This is a genomic window from Streptomyces sp. NPDC127098, from assembly GCF_042722465.1.
Lineage (GTDB): Bacteria > Actinomycetota > Actinomycetes > Streptomycetales > Streptomycetaceae > Streptomyces > Streptomyces millisiae.
This window is the reverse complement of sequence record NZ_JBHXFJ010000077.1, coordinates 1-14,137: the sequence shown is the minus strand read 5'-3', so window position 1 is coordinate 14,137 and position 14,137 is coordinate 1. Positions and strand designations below refer to the sequence as shown.

At 71.6% G+C, this 14,137-nt stretch carries 16 protein-coding genes and 1 pseudogene; 8 read left to right on the top strand and 9 right to left on the bottom strand.

Features of this window, described 5'->3' with window-relative positions:
* Window positions 1–83 precede the first annotated feature (83 nt).
* The 4 genes from ACFWI8_RS31980 (at window position 84) to ACFWI8_RS31965 (ending at window position 4,371) form a co-directional block, all read left to right on the top strand.
* Window positions 84–866 carry an SDR family NAD(P)-dependent oxidoreductase gene (locus tag ACFWI8_RS31980; RefSeq protein ID WP_387098719.1) on the top strand — a complete coding sequence of 261 codons (783 nt, stop codon included), beginning with the start codon at window positions 84–86 and terminating at the stop codon, window positions 864–866.
* 237 nt (window positions 867–1,103) lie between these two features.
* Window positions 1,104–1,544 carry a hypothetical protein gene (locus ACFWI8_RS31975; protein WP_387098717.1) on the top strand — a complete coding sequence of 147 codons (441 nt, stop codon included), beginning with the start codon at window positions 1,104–1,106 and terminating at the stop codon, window positions 1,542–1,544.
* 6 nt (window positions 1,545–1,550) lie between these two features.
* Window positions 1,551–3,809: a hypothetical protein gene (locus ACFWI8_RS31970; RefSeq protein ID WP_387098715.1), complete on the top strand. Its 2,259-nt coding sequence runs from the start codon at window positions 1,551–1,553 to the stop codon at window positions 3,807–3,809.
* Window positions 3,802–4,371 (top strand): hypothetical protein, encoded by a 570-nt coding sequence (locus ACFWI8_RS31965; RefSeq protein ID WP_387098713.1) that lies wholly within the window; start codon window positions 3,802–3,804, stop codon window positions 4,369–4,371. The genes ACFWI8_RS31970 and ACFWI8_RS31965 overlap by 8 nt, the downstream gene beginning before the upstream one ends.
* A 415-nt stretch (window positions 4,372–4,786) precedes the next feature.
* Here the strand turns inward: ACFWI8_RS31965 and ACFWI8_RS31960 are convergent.
* Both ACFWI8_RS31960 and ACFWI8_RS31955 read right to left on the bottom strand, forming a co-directional pair.
* Window positions 4,787–4,978, bottom strand: a pseudogene (locus tag ACFWI8_RS31960) (DUF397 domain-containing protein); the annotation flags it as partial.
* A gap of 38 nt (window positions 4,979–5,016) precedes the next feature.
* On the bottom strand, window positions 5,017–5,868 hold the full coding sequence (locus tag ACFWI8_RS31955) for a helix-turn-helix transcriptional regulator (RefSeq protein WP_387098711.1): 852 nt from the start codon (window positions 5,866–5,868) through the stop codon (window positions 5,017–5,019).
* 339 nt (window positions 5,869–6,207) lie between these two features.
* Between ACFWI8_RS31955 and ACFWI8_RS31950 the strand changes: the two genes are divergently transcribed.
* Complete coding sequence (locus ACFWI8_RS31950) at window positions 6,208–6,357, top strand: hypothetical protein (RefSeq protein ID WP_387098709.1); 150 nt, start codon at window positions 6,208–6,210, stop codon at window positions 6,355–6,357.
* 4 nt (window positions 6,358–6,361) lie between these two features.
* Here ACFWI8_RS31950 and ACFWI8_RS31945 read toward each other — a convergent pair whose 3' ends face one another.
* The gene (locus tag ACFWI8_RS31945; protein WP_387098707.1) at window positions 6,362–6,991 is read right to left on the bottom strand and encodes a LysE family translocator; all 630 of its coding nucleotides are present in this window, start codon (window positions 6,989–6,991) and stop codon (window positions 6,362–6,364) included.
* A 90-nt stretch (window positions 6,992–7,081) separates the two neighbouring features.
* Window positions 7,082–7,567 (bottom strand): hypothetical protein, encoded by a 486-nt coding sequence (locus ACFWI8_RS31940; protein ID WP_387098705.1) that lies wholly within the window; start codon window positions 7,565–7,567, stop codon window positions 7,082–7,084.
* 5 nt (window positions 7,568–7,572) lie between these two features.
* On the opposite strand from ACFWI8_RS31940, the gene ACFWI8_RS31935 reads away from it, so the two are divergent.
* On the top strand, window positions 7,573–7,875 hold the full coding sequence (locus ACFWI8_RS31935; protein ID WP_387098703.1) for a hypothetical protein: 303 nt from the start codon (window positions 7,573–7,575) through the stop codon (window positions 7,873–7,875).
* A 55-nt stretch (window positions 7,876–7,930) separates the two neighbouring features.
* On the opposite strand, the gene ACFWI8_RS31930 is transcribed toward ACFWI8_RS31935, so the two are convergent.
* The 5 genes from ACFWI8_RS31930 to ACFWI8_RS31910 all read right to left on the bottom strand — a co-directional run bounded on the left by ACFWI8_RS31930 (window position 7,931) and on the right by ACFWI8_RS31910 (window position 11,864).
* Window positions 7,931–8,290 (bottom strand): hypothetical protein, encoded by a 360-nt coding sequence (locus tag ACFWI8_RS31930; RefSeq protein WP_387098701.1) that lies wholly within the window; start codon window positions 8,288–8,290, stop codon window positions 7,931–7,933.
* A 117-nt stretch (window positions 8,291–8,407) separates the two neighbouring features.
* Entirely contained in the window at window positions 8,408–8,815 is a 408-nt protein-coding gene (msrB, locus tag ACFWI8_RS31925) for a peptide-methionine (R)-S-oxide reductase MsrB (protein WP_311604193.1), read from the bottom strand.
* 34 nt (window positions 8,816–8,849) lie between these two features.
* Window positions 8,850–10,226: a UDP-N-acetylmuramate--L-alanine ligase gene (murC, locus tag ACFWI8_RS31920; RefSeq protein ID WP_387098753.1), complete on the bottom strand. Its 1,377-nt coding sequence runs from the start codon at window positions 10,224–10,226 to the stop codon at window positions 8,850–8,852.
* A gap of 169 nt (window positions 10,227–10,395) precedes the next feature.
* Window positions 10,396–10,863, bottom strand: a complete 468-nt coding sequence (locus ACFWI8_RS31915; RefSeq protein WP_387098699.1) for an indole-3-glycerol phosphate synthase — start codon at window positions 10,861–10,863, stop codon at window positions 10,396–10,398.
* A 215-nt stretch (window positions 10,864–11,078) separates the two neighbouring features.
* Complete coding sequence (locus ACFWI8_RS31910; RefSeq protein ID WP_387098697.1) at window positions 11,079–11,864, bottom strand: pyrimidine reductase family protein; 786 nt, start codon at window positions 11,862–11,864, stop codon at window positions 11,079–11,081.
* A 92-nt stretch (window positions 11,865–11,956) separates the two neighbouring features.
* Here ACFWI8_RS31910 and zapE point away from each other — a divergent pair, with 92 nt between their 5' ends.
* The gene (gene zapE / locus ACFWI8_RS31905; protein ID WP_387098695.1) at window positions 11,957–13,054 is read left to right on the top strand and encodes a cell division protein ZapE; all 1,098 of its coding nucleotides are present in this window, start codon (window positions 11,957–11,959) and stop codon (window positions 13,052–13,054) included.
* Between the two features lie 53 nt (window positions 13,055–13,107).
* Complete coding sequence (locus ACFWI8_RS31900) at window positions 13,108–13,950, top strand: polyphosphate kinase 2 family protein (protein ID WP_387098693.1); 843 nt, start codon at window positions 13,108–13,110, stop codon at window positions 13,948–13,950.
* Window positions 13,951–14,137: the final 187 nt, after the last annotated feature.

The following is a 14,137-nucleotide window of genomic DNA, read 5'->3' as shown; positions in this document are numbered from 1 at the left end:
GACGCTGCCCATCTCCTGACTCCGCTGTCCTCGTACGTCCGCCATCCGCTCGGGAACGAACCGAACCACGATGGGAGACGCACATGCTCGACACCGGCCTCGCCGGCCAGAACGTCCTGGTCACCGGAGGCGCCGGCAACATCGGCGCGGCCATCAGCCGTGCCTTCGCGGCGCAGGGCGCCCGGGTGGCGATCCACCACCTGGCCCAGGACCCGCCCGCGCCCCGGGGAACGGAGTGGGCCCATGTCACGCCGGACGCGGGGAAGGCCGAGGCGCTCGCGCGGGAACTCGGCGACGGCTCCTTCGCGATCAGCGCCGACCTGTCCAGGCCGGAGGCCGCCCGCGAGTTGGTGGCGGCGGTCGGTGACCGGCTCGGAGCGATCAACGTCCTGGTCAACAACGCGGCGCACTGCGAGGTCCCCGACAGCGTCGACACCCTGACCTACGACTCGCTGGAGCGGCACTACCGGGTGAACGCCGTCGCCCCGGCCGTCCTCATCGGCGAGGTGGCCCGGCTGCGGGACGGCGACGCCCCGCTGTCCGTCGTCAACATCACGACCGACGCGGCCAGGGCCTTCCCCGGCCAGACCGGCTACGGCACGTCGAAGGCGGCTCTCGAGGCGCTGACCCGGTCCACCGCGCTCGACCTTGGTCCCCGGGGCATCCGGGTCAACGCCGTGGCCCCGGGACCGGTGCAGACGGGATGGATGGGCGAGGACCTCGTCGCCGAGGTGACGGGACTCGTGCCGCTCCGCCGGCTCGGCGAACCGGAGGACATCGCGGACGCCGTGGTCTACCTCGCCTCCCACCAGGCCCGTTGGGTCACCGGCCAGATCCTCCAGGTCGCTGGCGGCCACGCGCTCTGACCCGACGCGACGGGGGCGGTCGGCCACGTCACCGTGTGCCGGCCGCCCCCCGTCGTACCGGCCCTCGCACCCCGGCGGCATCGCCGACAGCGTCTCCGCACGCACCGTCAGCCGTGCAGGGCCCGCTGCCAGGCCCCTGCCGAGTCCTGGCCGTCGCTCCTCAACAGGGACTTGTTACCCTCGGTGCCGGCTCGTTACGGTTTCCCGGAGTCGTGAGTGCGGGGGAGGATGAGGCGTGTGGGGTCGTTCCGCGAGGAGTGGGCGGCGATGCAGGCCGCCGCTCGGGAGGATGTGGCGCGGACCCGGTTGAACGCGAACGAGGGTGGGGGCGCTGGGCCGAACGGGACGTTGGTGGCGGACTGGCAGGCGAAGCGTGCCGCGGCCGGCTATCTGACGGAGGAGGTGCGGCCGCGCGCGCTGCGGGCCGGTCTTGGGCCGAAGGACGAGGTGAGCCGCGTCGCCACACGCTTGTCCGGGTTCGAGACGGCGGAGGGGGCGCGGACGGTGCTGGAGCGGTGGGTGGACAAGGTGCGTGCTCTGGACGTCCAGTTGGAGGCGGAGGCGGGGCTGCTGCGTGGGGTGGCCTCGGGTTTCCAGGGCGTGGAGGCGGAGGCCGGATACCGGATGCGGCAGGCCACGGAAGGCATCGCGCCCACGCCGCTCATCGGGTTCGAGTGAGCCGCCGTGTCGACGTTCAGCGAGATCGTGGGGCGTGAGCTGACCGACCTGGAGTCGGCGGCTGAGGCGTTCGAGGCGGCGGCCGGCGGCCTCGCCGAGGTGAAGGTGGACTACGGGCAGCGGGTGGCCAGCGTCTCCACCACCGGCAGCGTGTGGGTGGGTGAGGCGGCGGACGCGGCGAGCCGGCAGTTCTCCAACACCGAGGCCGAGTTGGGCGCGGCGGAGGCCGAGGCGCGGGCGTTGGCCGGGTTGTTCCGCGACGGGTACGCGGAGCTCACCGGGCTGCGGGCGCAGGTGGTGCGGCTGGCGATCGAGGTGCGGGAGGCCGGGTTCACGGTCGACGACCGGGGCCAGGTCCTCGACGCGCTCGGCCGGTCCGATATTCCGGAGTTGGCCGACCAGCGGGCCGAGGCCAGGTACGAACTGCAGGCGGAGGCCTCCCGCCTGCTCGGCTTGTTCGCGGAGGCCGACCGCAACCTGCGGCTGGCCCTTGAACAGGTGGTCGAAGGCCGGGACGAGCGCCGTGCCGGGATCTTCAACGGCGGCGCCTCGGGCGACGCGGACCAGGTGCGGGCGGGGCGGGCGGCCGAACTGGCCGGCAGGGTGGCGGCCGGCGACGAGCTGAGCGCGGCAGAGGTGGCCGAACTCCGCCAGCTCGTGGAACTCAACGCCGACGACCAGGAGTTCACGCGACTGCTGCTCGACGATCTCGGGGCTGATGGCCTGCTGCGGATGACCGCGCAGATCGGCACCCAGCTCGCCGGGGACGGCGACGTCGGGACGCGGCTGAACTACACCCATCTCCAGGACCACATGGCCACCGCTCTGGCCACGGCCACGCGCGTGCCGACGCTGGAGCCCGGCTCCGCGGAGTGGGGCCAGTGGTCGCGGACGGCGGAGGGCCAGTTCTACACCCGCTTCATGTCCGGCCTGCGGGAGTCCGGCACGGCGCGGTACGCCGTCGACGGCGTCACCGACCAGGAGGTGCGCGGCTACCACCTCCTGGCCACCCTGATGGAGGGCGGCCCGGACCGGGGAGACGACGCGTACGCGCAGCGGTTCCTGCACGACCTGGCCGACGACATCCGCGTGGCCGAGACCGAGGACCCGGACCTGTGGCAACTCCGCGCCCACACCACGGGACCCGACGGGCTGGACGACGACGACCTGGCGTGGCTCGCGCTGGACCCCATGGACACCGCGCTGGACGCCATGAGCCGCCAGCCGGCGGTGGCCGCCGCCTACCTGGACCCGGCCGGCGACAACGACCGCCTGGAATACCTGCTCAACGAACGCTCCTGGGACCACCTCGTGACCGCCGGCCCCGGCACCAGCTACACGATCACCCGCGGCGACGACTCCGGCACCGGCTTCGCCGCGGCACTCCAGTCCGCCACCACCGGCGTCCCCGCCGACACCTCCCCCTCCGCCACCGGCCTGGAACGCTCCGAGGCTGGAGTGCGCATCATGCAGGACCTGGTCGACGAGCTCGCCACCAACACCAGCCGGATCGGTGACGGCGGAGACTTCGCCTTCATGCGGCCGGAGCTGGCACGCATGACGGGGGCGTACATGGCGGAATTCCAGGATCACATCAGTGACGGCATCGTCGTTATGCCACTTCCGGAGCAGGTGGTGGACCTCAGAGGGCTCGAAGTGGCTGAGTTTCTAACCCAACTGGGACGGGATCCGGAGGCTTATGGAGTCCTCACCGGCGCACAGCAGGGGTATACGGCTGCATCCATCGATTTCGTCATGAATGAGCCGACCGAATCCACGATTCCCATGGCGATGCGCGTTCAGGATTCCGCAGTAGCCGGAGCTCAGATCGCCGGCCTCCTGAGCGAGGCACGCGCCGACGCCATCTATGAAGCCGGGATTGCGTCAGACGAAGCTTTCAACAGCAACGTCGACATGGCAGAGGAATGGGCAGGCGTAGTCATCGACGAAGCCGTGGGGCGGCTTGCAGAACGCTACCCTGTTGCTGGTCCCGCTATCGAGTTCGGGGTTGGTTTCGCTACAGAGGCCACCTTTGAAGCGTTGCGGCGAGACGAAAGCGAACAATACACGGCCGACGCTCAGGGACTGTATCTCAGCGGATACCATGCTGCGATAGCTGCCGCTGAACAAGCGGTCACGGCCGCCGCTCCTGCGGGGGGCCATAACGAGGACACAGTGGCAGACCTCCATAACGCGGTGACCGAAGTCGTGAGCCTTCACTTCGGCAGGCGAATCAGCTGGGACCCTCCGATTCAGAGTGGATAATAAGTTGACTTGGCTTGAGAAAATGGGAATAGCTAGGGTTGGCGTCCTGGCATCGGCGGTGATCGCGGCCGTGTCCGGTTGCGGCGGCGACCCGCAGGCAAGGGAATACGCCCTCCCGAGCGATCTCTGCGGGACAGAAGTACCCTCTGAACTGTATGACGGCCTTTTCCCAAATGGCTCCGAAGTCGAAATCCAGGAGTCTTTCTCCGCGCCAGGACCGCCGCTCTACGAATGCGAGGTGACGGTAGACGGGAACGGCGTCATACGGTCAGGGACTGCCGCATGGGATGACTTCGAGGCGGGGATCGACAACTTCGGCCTGCCAGTAGAGATTGAAGAAGGAGATCCGGTGAGCGGCACCTATGATGCCCGGGTGTGGCCAGGAGCAGCGATCGCCCAGGCTTCCTGCCCGGAGCTCGGCTCGCGCGGCTCCTTCATGGTCTACATCCGAGCCGAACACCCCGAAGACGAAGCCGAGTCGAAAAGCATCATGTCCGAGCTCATCCAGCCCTACATGGCCGCAGTGGTCGACCTCATTCCCGAATATGGATGTGAATCCTGAGCGGAGTCGGATGAGGCGTGTATCCGGGAGCCTCTGACTAAGGCGTTTCGGATGCGGACGGGAGTAGTCTTACGGCTGTTGCGGTATGTGCGTGAGCGGAGGGCCAGAACCACGTCATGGCCGACCTCAGTTGGCCAGCATTGCTGGAGATCTGGCGGCTGGGCCCACAGCTCACGCTGGAGACCGTCCGAGATCGAACCGGTCGACTGCCTGTGGCTCATCAACAGCGCCCTGATCCGCGCGTGTCCGAGGGGCGGCTGCCTGGCACGAGCTGCCGACTCTGCCGAGAGTACGTGGTCGGTCGTGGTGATGGCAGCCCTGATTGGAATCCTTTTCGGCGTCCCCCTTGGAAAACCCAAGCAAGTCGCCGGGACTATCCATCGCCTCCCATCGGATTGATCGGCGCACCCAGAACTCACTCGGCCGCATGCCGGCCAGCCGGTATCTCCGCCAAGTCACCGCGCACAGCGCGGAGCAGGCCGGCGAGCCGGCGAGTGTTCGTCAGCAGTACGTCTCCCGGCGCTTCTCCCTCTCGGAGCAGGAGGCCGCCAGGCGCGCCGGCCACCTCCAGGCAACTGTTCTCCGGTTCTGTGCTGGAGAACGAGGACTTCTGCCATGTAAAGGTTCACGCATCGTCCACTCCTGTCACAGGTCCCGGGCCACGTCACGAATCAGGTCCCGTGAAGCCGCCGCCGGGAGCGCGACGTCAGCCGCCTTGTTCAGCAAGGCACGATACTTGGCGAGTTGGGCCTCCGCGTCAAGCCAGGTCGCCCCTGGCAGGCCGCCGACTTCGATGGTGTCCAGGCGAGGCACCCAGCCCACCGCATGCAGCATGGAATGGCCGGATCCGGCGAAGTTCTCGGCGGCGAACGGAATGACCCGAACCGTCACGTTGGGGCGCTCGGACTGCCCCAGCAAGTGGTCGAGCTGATGACGCGCCACCGCACGATCCCCCACCAGAATGCGTAGCGCGGCTTCGTGGATCACCGCGTCAAAGGGCGGCGCGGGCTCGTCGTCCAGGACTTTCTGCCGGCGAAGCCGGAACGACACGACGGTGTCGAGCAGCTTCGGAGTGGGCTCGGGCACTCCGTAAGAGAAGACGGCCCGCGTATAGCTCTCGGTCTGGAGGAGACCGGGGATGTAGTTCACCTGCAAAGTGCGGAGGGCACGCGCGTCGTGTTCGAGCTCGGCCAGATCCAGGGCGGGCTGTCCGAGTGTGCCCCGGTACGACTCCCACCACCGCCTCGGGCGTTCCCCGGTCATCTCCACCAGAGCGTCCACATACGTGTCATCCAGGCAGGCGTAATGCGCGGCCATCGCGCGCAGGCGCTCCGCGCCGACTCCCGAACGGCCAGCCTCTACATGGGAGATCTTCGTCTCGTTGATCCCCAGCCCACGGGCGGCCTCGCGGACACTCATGCCGGCCGCCTCCCGCAACCGGCGCAGCTCCAGCCCAAGCCGGGCCTGCCGAGCAGTGATTGTTACCCGCGCTCCCATGAACCTCCCACTTTCGCGCACCCGGACGACCAGTCGACCGTTGGCGTGAAACAACGTCTATCAGGCTTGCCCGGGACAGACCTGACCCATACGGTCAATGATGATACGGTCACCCCACGTCACGGATGGGAGCATCCATCAGGACCAACCAGGACGCCAACTCCGCTGCTCAGCACCCCCTTCCGTACGTCGCACCCGAGGTGTGCGCCGAGGAGGTGCGGGCCCTGGTGCGGGAGACCGCGCCCGGTCGCTTTGCCGTGGTGAGCGAGTTCGACAGCGACGGCGTGCCCAACGCGGCCGTGGCCGCCTGGGGGTTGGCCGGCCCGGAGGGCGGCGCGCATGTGGTCGGGAACGGTGGCCGCAGCCGGCAGGGTGGCGTTCGTGGAGAGCGCCGAGCGGGCCGCCGTGCTGTGGGGGCGGCTCACCGGGGAGTCCACGCGGGTGGAGTGGGTGGATCCGGTGCCGGCGGCGCCGGAGGACGGCGATTAGCCGGTCAGCTCTCGATGGCCAGCCGCACGCCGAGTGCTATCAGCACGCCGCCCGAGACCTGTTCGAGGCGGCGGCGGACGCCGGGGCGGCTCAGGACGCGGCGGAGGCGGCCGACGCCCCAGACGTAAGTGGCGTAGTAGCCCGTCTCGAAGACGGCCCAGACCGCGGCCAGCGCCAGCATGGTCGTCAGGTGCGGCGCGCCGGCGGGCACGAACTGCGGGAGGAAGGCCATCGCGAAGATGCCGGCCTTCGGGTTGGCCAGGTTGAGCAGCAGCCCGGCGCGGTACTCGCGCCAACCGCCCGCGGCCGGGTCGGCGGGGCCGGCCGCGTCGGCGAGTGAGGCGCCGTCGGAGCGGCGCGCGGCGCGCAGCGCCTGGATGCCGAAGGCGACCAGCACCACGGCGCCGACGACCCGCATGACGTCGTAGGCCGCCTCGGAGGCCTCAAGCAGCGCGGTCAGGCCGAGGGCGGCGAAGACGCCCCAGAGGAAGACGCCGCTCTCGTTGCCGAGCACCGTGAGCAGGCCGGCCCGTCGGCCGCGCAGCGAGTTGCGGATGATCAGGACCGTGCTGGGCCCGGGCGAGGCGGCGACCAGCAGGCAGGCGCCGAGGAAGGCGGGGAGGTGGGACCACATGGCGGCCATTGTGCTCAGCCTGGTCCGGCTCGGCCAACGAGTTCCGGTGGTCGGACCGAGTTGGCATCCGTCCCTGCGCGGTGGCCGGCGTCAAACGGCGACGACGTGCACGTCCGGTGGCGCAAGCACCTCCAGGTAGGCGTGGATGTCGTCCGGATCGCTGGTGAAGATCACCGCACTGCCGTGCCGGGCAGCCGCCAGGACCACCCAGGCGTCCACCGCGTCCGGCCGCTTCTTCGCCGGCAGGGCGGCCTGCCCCAGCGTCGTGCCGATGCGCCGCCAGTCGGCCAGGTCCCGGCCCGTGGCGCAGGCCAGACACTCGGGACGGCCCACATCCGTCGCCCGCATGGGCGGCTCGGACGTGCGAGCCTGCGGGACGGTGCAGTCCTCAAGCACCGTGGACATGGTGTGCACCAGCGCCGGACGCGAGCGCCACACCTGGGCGAGGACCGGGCCGAGCACCAGCGCCCGATGCGGGGCGGCGCACAGACCGTCATGGAGCGCCGCCGCTTTCGCCTTGCCGTCGGCGAGCGCAGTGAGCATGCCGCTGTCGTAGACCGGCACCCGTGCGCTCACGCGGCATGTCCTGGACGGTGGCCTTGCCGGTCTCGGCCGTGGACGAGACCGAGGGCCTCCTCGACCTCGCGGCGTTCCTGCTCGGTGAGCTCGGCCGGGGCCGCGACGACGGGCTCGTCGAGCAGTTCGCCGGCTTCCCGCTCCGCCTGGGCGATGAGCGCGTCCACCCCGGCGAACTGTGCCTCTGTGGCGTCGCTCTCGGCCATCTGCCGGGTCCGGCGTGCACCAGGTACGCCGCGACGTCCATGCCCGCGGCCACCACCCGCGCCGAGCCAGGCCGGCGCCCGGCCGACGAGCGGTACCGGTAGCTGGGCGAGGCGGAGTACGGCCCGCCGCCTCGCGAGTAGCCGGTTCGGCCCGGCGTCAGGGAACGGTGCAGACGACCGTGGCCCGCACCTGCTGCGCCGTGGTGCCGATGTTCTTGGCGAAGACCGACCAGCCGTTGCCGGCCGCGTAGGAGTCGGTCGCGTAGATGTCGAAGCCGCTGGTGCGGTAGCCACCGCCGGTGGGCACCTGACCGGCCGGGCAGGTCACCGAGGCGAAGTTCTGCGAGCCGGGAGCGACCGTCACGTTCTCGCCCTCGACCTGGTTGTGCGCGGCCAGCGGCTCCGCGGCGCGCGGCTTGTCGGCGGCGCCGTCGTCGTGGACGGCGGCGCCGGCCGTCGCCATGCCGGCGAGGGCTATCGTGGCGGTGATCAGGACGAGCGTTCTACCGCGTCTCATCTCGGCCTCCGAGTGTGCGGGGGAAGGTCTCCCTCACGCTACGGAGCGGGCATGACAAAACACAGGGCGTGGCGGGGCGCGGCGCCCGGCGCGTGAAGCCAGGGCGCCGCGCGCGGCTCACTCGGTCGGCTCGAGCCGGATGGCGATGGAGTTGATGCAGTACCGCAGGTCGGTGGGGGTGTCGTAGCCCTCGCCCTCGAAGACGTGGCCGAGGTGCGAGCCGCAGGTCGCGCACAGCACCTCGGTGCGGGGCCGGCCGGGCAGCGAGCGGTCCTCGCGGGTCTCGACCGCGTCCGTGGCGGACGGGTCGTAGAAGGACGGCCAGCCGCAGTGCGACTCGAACTTGGTGGTGGAGCGGAACAGCTCGGCGCCGCAGGCGCGGCAGTTGTAGACGCCGACGGTCTTGGTGTCGGTGTACTCGCCGGTGAAGGCCCGCTCGGTGCCGGCCTGGCGCAGCACCTGGTACTCCTCGTCGGTGAGCTGGGCGCGCCACTCCTCGTCGGACTTCTCGACCTTGTATCCCATGGGGTGCTCCTTCGAAGACAGAACGGGTGCGCCGTCAGTGCGCGGCGAGGCGGGCGAGGATCCTCGGGCCGAGCTCGGTCACGTCGCCCGCGCCCATGGTGAGAACGAGATCGCCGGGGCCGGCCATTCCCGCGACCGCCTCGGGCACGGCGGCCTTGTCGTGCTCGGCCCGCGCCGCGGCACCGTGCGCCAGGGCCGCGTCGATGATCAGCTGGCTCGTGACGCCCGGGATCGGGTCCTCCCTGGCCGGGTAGATGTCGAGCACCAGGCAGGCGTCTGCCAGCGCCAGGGCCTCGCCCATCTCGGCGGCCAACTCGCGGGTGCGGCTGAAGAGATGGGGCTGGAAGACCACGAGCACCCGGCCGCCGCTCCCGACCGCGCCACGGATGGCCTCCAGGTCGGCGGACATCTCGGTGGGGTGGTGCGCGTAGGAGTCGATGACCTGGACGCCGCCCGCCTCGCCCTTGGGCTGGAGCCGGCGGCGGACCCCGGTGTAGTCGCCGAGGGCGCGGGCCAGGTCCTCGGCCGGCACGCCGGCGGCCACTCCGGCGGCGAGCGCGGCCACGGCGTTGTGCGCGTAGTGCCGACCGGGCACCGAGACCTGGAAGGTGAGCTCACGCCCCTCGATCAGCACGGTGACCGCGCTGGTCAACCCGGCGGGGACGACCCGCAGCACGCGCACGGTGGCGTCGGCCGCCTCGCCGTAGGTGACGAGGCGCAGGCCTTCGCGCCCGGCGAGGCGGGCGGTGAGCTTGCGGGCGCCCTCCTGGTCGGCGTTGACGACCAGGGTGCCGCCGGGCACGACGCGGTCGGCGAAGGTCTCGAAGGAGTCGTGGATCTCGTCCAGCGAGGCGTAGTTGGCGTGGTGGTCGAGCTCGACGTTGAGGACGATGGCGACCTCGGGCCGGTAGCGGTGGAAGCTGCGGTCGCTCTCGTCGGCCTCGGCGACGAAGAGCTCGCCCGTGCCATGCTCGGCGTTGGAGCCGGGGGCGTCGAGGTCGCCGCCGATGGCGTAGGAGGGGGCGAGGCCGAGGGCGGTGAGGCTGACGGCGAGCATCGAGGTGGTGGTGGTCTTGCCGTGGGTGCCGGCGACGGCGATGGTGCGCCGCCCGACCATCAGCGCGGCCAGCGCGTCCGAGCGGTGCACGACGGGGATGCCGCGGCGGGCGGCCTCGGCGAGCTCGGGGTTGTCCTGCCGGATGGCGCTGGAGACGACGACGCAGCTGGCGGCCTCCGACAGGTACGCGCTGTCGTGGCCGACGTGCACCAGGACCCCGAGATCGCGCAGCGCGACGGCCGTCTCCGAGTCGCGGGAGTCGCTGCCGGCCACCTGGGCGCCGCGGCGGGTGAGGATCTTGGCGATGCCCGACATGCCGGCGCCGCCGATCCCGATGAAGTGCGGCCGTTCCATCGTCGGCGGGATCGCCGGGGTGGCCTCCGGTGCCGGCGAGGTCTCCGATGCCGGTGAAGCGGGCATGCGTTTCGTCTCCCTGGTCTTCCCTGTCGGGCGGCGTGCCCCCCGATTGTCGCACCCGCCGGCGGGACGGCCGGCGGCGCGCCGCGCCCGCTCGGCGTGCGCGCTATTCGGCGTGCGCGAACAGCTTGAGCACGGGCACGCCGACCTTGTGTCTGGCGCGGGAGGCCCAGTCCCGGTGGAACAGCTCCTCGACGTAGTGCGGGGCGGTGAGGACGATGACCTCGTCGGCGCCGGTCTCCTCGACCACGGCGGTCAGCAGGTCGAGCGGATGGTCCTCGACGAGCCGGCCGACGGCCTCGGCGCCGGTGGCGCGCAGCGCGTCGAGCGAGCGGGCCAGCGCGGCCTCCGCCGGGCCCGTCGCCTCCTCGCCCTCGGGGACGTCGGCCTCCTGGACGGCGTCGCGGAGCTCGCCGAGGGCGACGTCGTCCAGCGCGCGCAGCAGCCGGTCCTGGTCGCCGCGCGGCTGCATGAGCACCACGAAGGACTGCGGTTCCTCGCCGTGCAGGGTGGTGACGAGCTGGACGTCGGTGGGCACCATGGGCTTTTCGATCATCAGTACGGTCGTGATCACGGAGAGCGCCCTTCTACGGGAGCCGGGACCCGCGCCTCCCGGCGAACGTTCTTCCCCGTGGGCCCCGGGAGCCGCCGGTGTCGCCGGTACGGTCGCCGCGTCGCACGAGGGTGTGCGCTGTTCAGTCTGCCCACATCAGGATAAGCGGAACGTATCATTCCGCAGATCGTCCCGGTTCGTCCCGGATCGTCGGAGACGACGTCCCCCGACGGAGGTCAGGCGAGACGGTAGCGGCCGAACAGGAAGCCGGACTCGGCCAGCAGATCCGTCAGCTCCATGTCGACCGGAGCCTCGATCTCGGGGCCGCTCATCACCCTCGGCGCGGTGCCGACGGTGAACCGGGGGGAGATCGTCAGACACACCTCGTCGACCACCCCGGCCGCGGCCAGCTGGCCGAGCAGCCGGGGGCCGCCCTCCGTCAGCAGCCGGGTGTAGCCGCGCCTGGCCAGCTCCGGCTTGATGCGGCGCGGGTCGACGCCGGCCTCGTCGCCGGCCGTGACCACCTCCGCGCCGGCCTCCCGGGCGGCGACCAAGCCGGAGTGCGGGGCCTTGGCGCCGGTGATGACGAGGGTGGGCACGTCGGGCTCGGTGAACAGCGGCAGTGAGAAGTCCAGGTGCAGGCTGGCGCTGACGACGGCGATGGCCGGCACGGTCGTCTGCCCGGCCGCCGCCCGGCGCTCGGCGAACTCCGCACGCCGGCGCGCGGGTCGGTAACGCTCCTCGCGCACCGTCTCGGCACCCACGATCACCACGTCGGCAAGCCCTCGGAGCACCCCGAAGATCCGCATGTCGGCGGCGTTGGAGAGCGGCCGGGAGCGGCCGCCGTGGTGCGCGGCGCCGTCCATCGAGGACACCATGTTGGCCCGCAGCCAGGGGGTACCGGCCGCCCCGGCCCCGGCGGCGGTCCCGGGATAGGCGTACGCGTCGGCGAGCTCGGCGAGCTCCCACTCGCGTTCGGTGTCTCCGGTCGGCTCCGAGGGCACGGGAAACAGGCGTCGCATGGGGCGCAGTGTGGCACACGGCGGCGCCCGGGGCTCGTTCACGCCCGGGCCCCGAGGCGGCGACGGCCGGATCCGGTTTACAGTGGGAGACTGTGTCAGCCAGCACGACCCCAGACCCCGCAGGCGGCGATTCCATAGCCGGCCCGGTGGCCCTGTGCTCCCGCGAACCCCGCGTTCCGGCCGAGCGCCTCGTGGCGGAGCTCGTGCCGCCCCCGCGCTTCGACTCGGTCCGCTTCGACACCTACATCCCGGACCCGGCGCAGCCGTCCCAGCGCTCCGCCGTCAAGGTGCTCGGCGAGTTCGCGGCCGGCCTCGGCGGCGACCGCGCCACCGGCGAGGGCCGTCGCGGCCTGTGGCCCAGGCGCCAGCGCCGGCCGAGCGCCCCCGAGCCGCGCGGCGTCTACCTGGACGGCGGCTACGGCGTCGGCAAGACGCACCTGCTGGCCTCCCTGTGGCACGCGGTGCCGGCCGCGCCCGAGGTGAAGGCGTTCGGCACCTTCGTCGAGCTGACCAACCTCGTCGGCGCCCTCGGCTTCCAGCAGACCGTGCGTACCCTGTCCGGGCACCGGCTGCTGTGCATCGACGAGTTCGAGCTCGACGACCCGGGCGACACGGTGCTGGTCTCCTCGCTGCTCAGCCGCCTCGTCGCGGAGGGCGTCGCGCTCGCCGCCACCTCCAACACGCTCCCCGACAAACTCGGCGAGGGCCGCTTCGCCGCGGCCGACTTCCTGCGCGAGATCCAGGGCCTGTCCGCGCACTTCCGCGCCCTGCGGATCGACGGCGACGACTACCGGCACCGCGGCCTCCCCACCCCGCCCGCCCCCCACGAGGACACGGCCGTCAGCCGGCTCGCGCACCAGCGGCCGGGCGCCTCGCTCGACGACTTCGGCGCGCTCCTCGACCACCTCGCGCGTGTGCACCCCAGCCGGTACGGCGCGCTGTGCGAGGGCGTCACGACCGTCTGCCTGACCGGCGTGCGGGCGGTGCCCGACCAAGCCACGGCGCTGCGGCTCGTCGTGCTCGCCGACCGGCTCTACGACCGGGAGATCCCGGTGGTGGCCTCAGGCGTGCCGTTCGACCGGCTCTTCAGCGAGGAGATGCTGAACGGCGGCTACCGCAAGAAGTACTTCCGGGCGATCTCCCGGCTGACCGCACTGGCCAGGGACGGCGAGCGGGTGGCCGCCGGCTGAGCCGGCCCCCTCCCCGGTGGCGGACGGCAGCCGGCGGCGACATCATCGAGAGCATGCCGAGCGACGTCCGCGACCTGCTGGCGGTCCAGCCGGGCCACCGCGTGAAACTCTCCGACCACCCAGCCGACGCCACCCCCGGCTTCGACGGCAAGAAACGTCAGGCCGTGCAGGAGGTCGCCGATATCGGCAGGGAACTGGCCGACCTCCAGGAACGCCTCTACGCCGCCGCCTCCGAGGGCGACCGGCGGCGGGTGGTGCTGGTGCTCCAGGGCATGGACACCTCGGGCAAGGGCGGCACGGTCAAGCACGTCATCAGCCACTTCAACCCGGCCGGCTGCCGCATCAGGGCCTTCAAGGCACCGACCGACGAGGAGAGGCGGCAGCACTTCCTGTGGCGGGTCGACCGGGCGCTGCCGCAGTCCGGCGAGATCGGAATCTTCGACCGCTCGCACTACGAGGACGTCCTGGTCGTCCGGGTCCACGACCTGGTTCCCGAGGCGGTCTGGTCGCGGCGCTACGAGCAGATCAACGCCTGGGAACGGATCCTGGCCGAGGACGGCGTCACCTGGGTCAAGGTCTTCCTGCACATCAGCCGCGACGAGCAGCGCGAGCGGCTCCTGGCCCGCCTCGACCGGCCCGACAAGCACTGGAAGTTCAGCCCCAACGACGTCCGCGAGCGGGAGCTGTGGCCCGACTACCGGAAGGCGTACGCGGCGGTCCTCGAACGGTGCTCGACCGAGGCGGCGCCGTGGTACCTGGTGCCGGCCGACCGCAAGTGGTACCGCAACTGGGCGGTCAGCCACCTGCTTCTCGCGCACCTGCGCGACCTCGACCCCCGCTACCCGCCCGGCGCCTACGACCCCGCCGAGGCACGGGCGGCCCTCCTCCGCGCCTAGCGCGCGGCGGGCCGGCCCGCGGCCGGGTCTTTCACCCGCCCACCCGCCCCTTTTCCGCGCTGCGCGCGGGCCGGCGGCCGGGGCCGCGGCGGCTGCGCCGCCGGGCCACACGGCCCCCGCCGCGCGAGGCCGCCCTCCCCCAGCTAACGCTGGGAGGTGCCCCCAGGGGCGGGTGGGTGGGCGCGGC

Bases quoted from the DNA above. Each gene is read 5' to 3' on its own strand.
- ACFWI8_RS31980 (WP_387098719.1), top strand. From the start codon at position 84: ATGCTCGACACCGGCCTCGCCGGCCAGAACGTCCTGGTCACCGGAGGC.
- ACFWI8_RS31955 (WP_387098711.1), bottom strand. From the start codon at position 5,868: ATGGGAGCGCGGGTAACAATCACTGCTCGGCAGGCCCGGCTTGGGCTG.
- ACFWI8_RS31950 (WP_387098709.1), top strand. From the start codon at position 6,208: ATGTGGTCGGGAACGGTGGCCGCAGCCGGCAGGGTGGCGTTCGTGGAG.
- ACFWI8_RS31945 (WP_387098707.1), bottom strand. From the start codon at position 6,991: ATGTGGTCCCACCTCCCCGCCTTCCTCGGCGCCTGCCTGCTGGTCGCC.
- ACFWI8_RS31935 (WP_387098703.1), top strand. From the start codon at position 7,573: ATGTCCTGGACGGTGGCCTTGCCGGTCTCGGCCGTGGACGAGACCGAG.
- ACFWI8_RS31930 (WP_387098701.1), bottom strand. From the start codon at position 8,290: ATGAGACGCGGTAGAACGCTCGTCCTGATCACCGCCACGATAGCCCTC.
- msrB (WP_311604193.1), bottom strand. From the start codon at position 8,815: ATGGGATACAAGGTCGAGAAGTCCGACGAGGAGTGGCGCGCCCAGCTC.
- murC (WP_387098753.1), bottom strand. From the start codon at position 10,226: ATGGAACGGCCGCACTTCATCGGGATCGGCGGCGCCGGCATGTCGGGC.
- ACFWI8_RS31910 (WP_387098697.1), bottom strand. From the start codon at position 11,864: ATGCGACGCCTGTTTCCCGTGCCCTCGGAGCCGACCGGAGACACCGAA.
- ACFWI8_RS31900 (WP_387098693.1), top strand. From the start codon at position 13,108: ATGCCGAGCGACGTCCGCGACCTGCTGGCGGTCCAGCCGGGCCACCGC.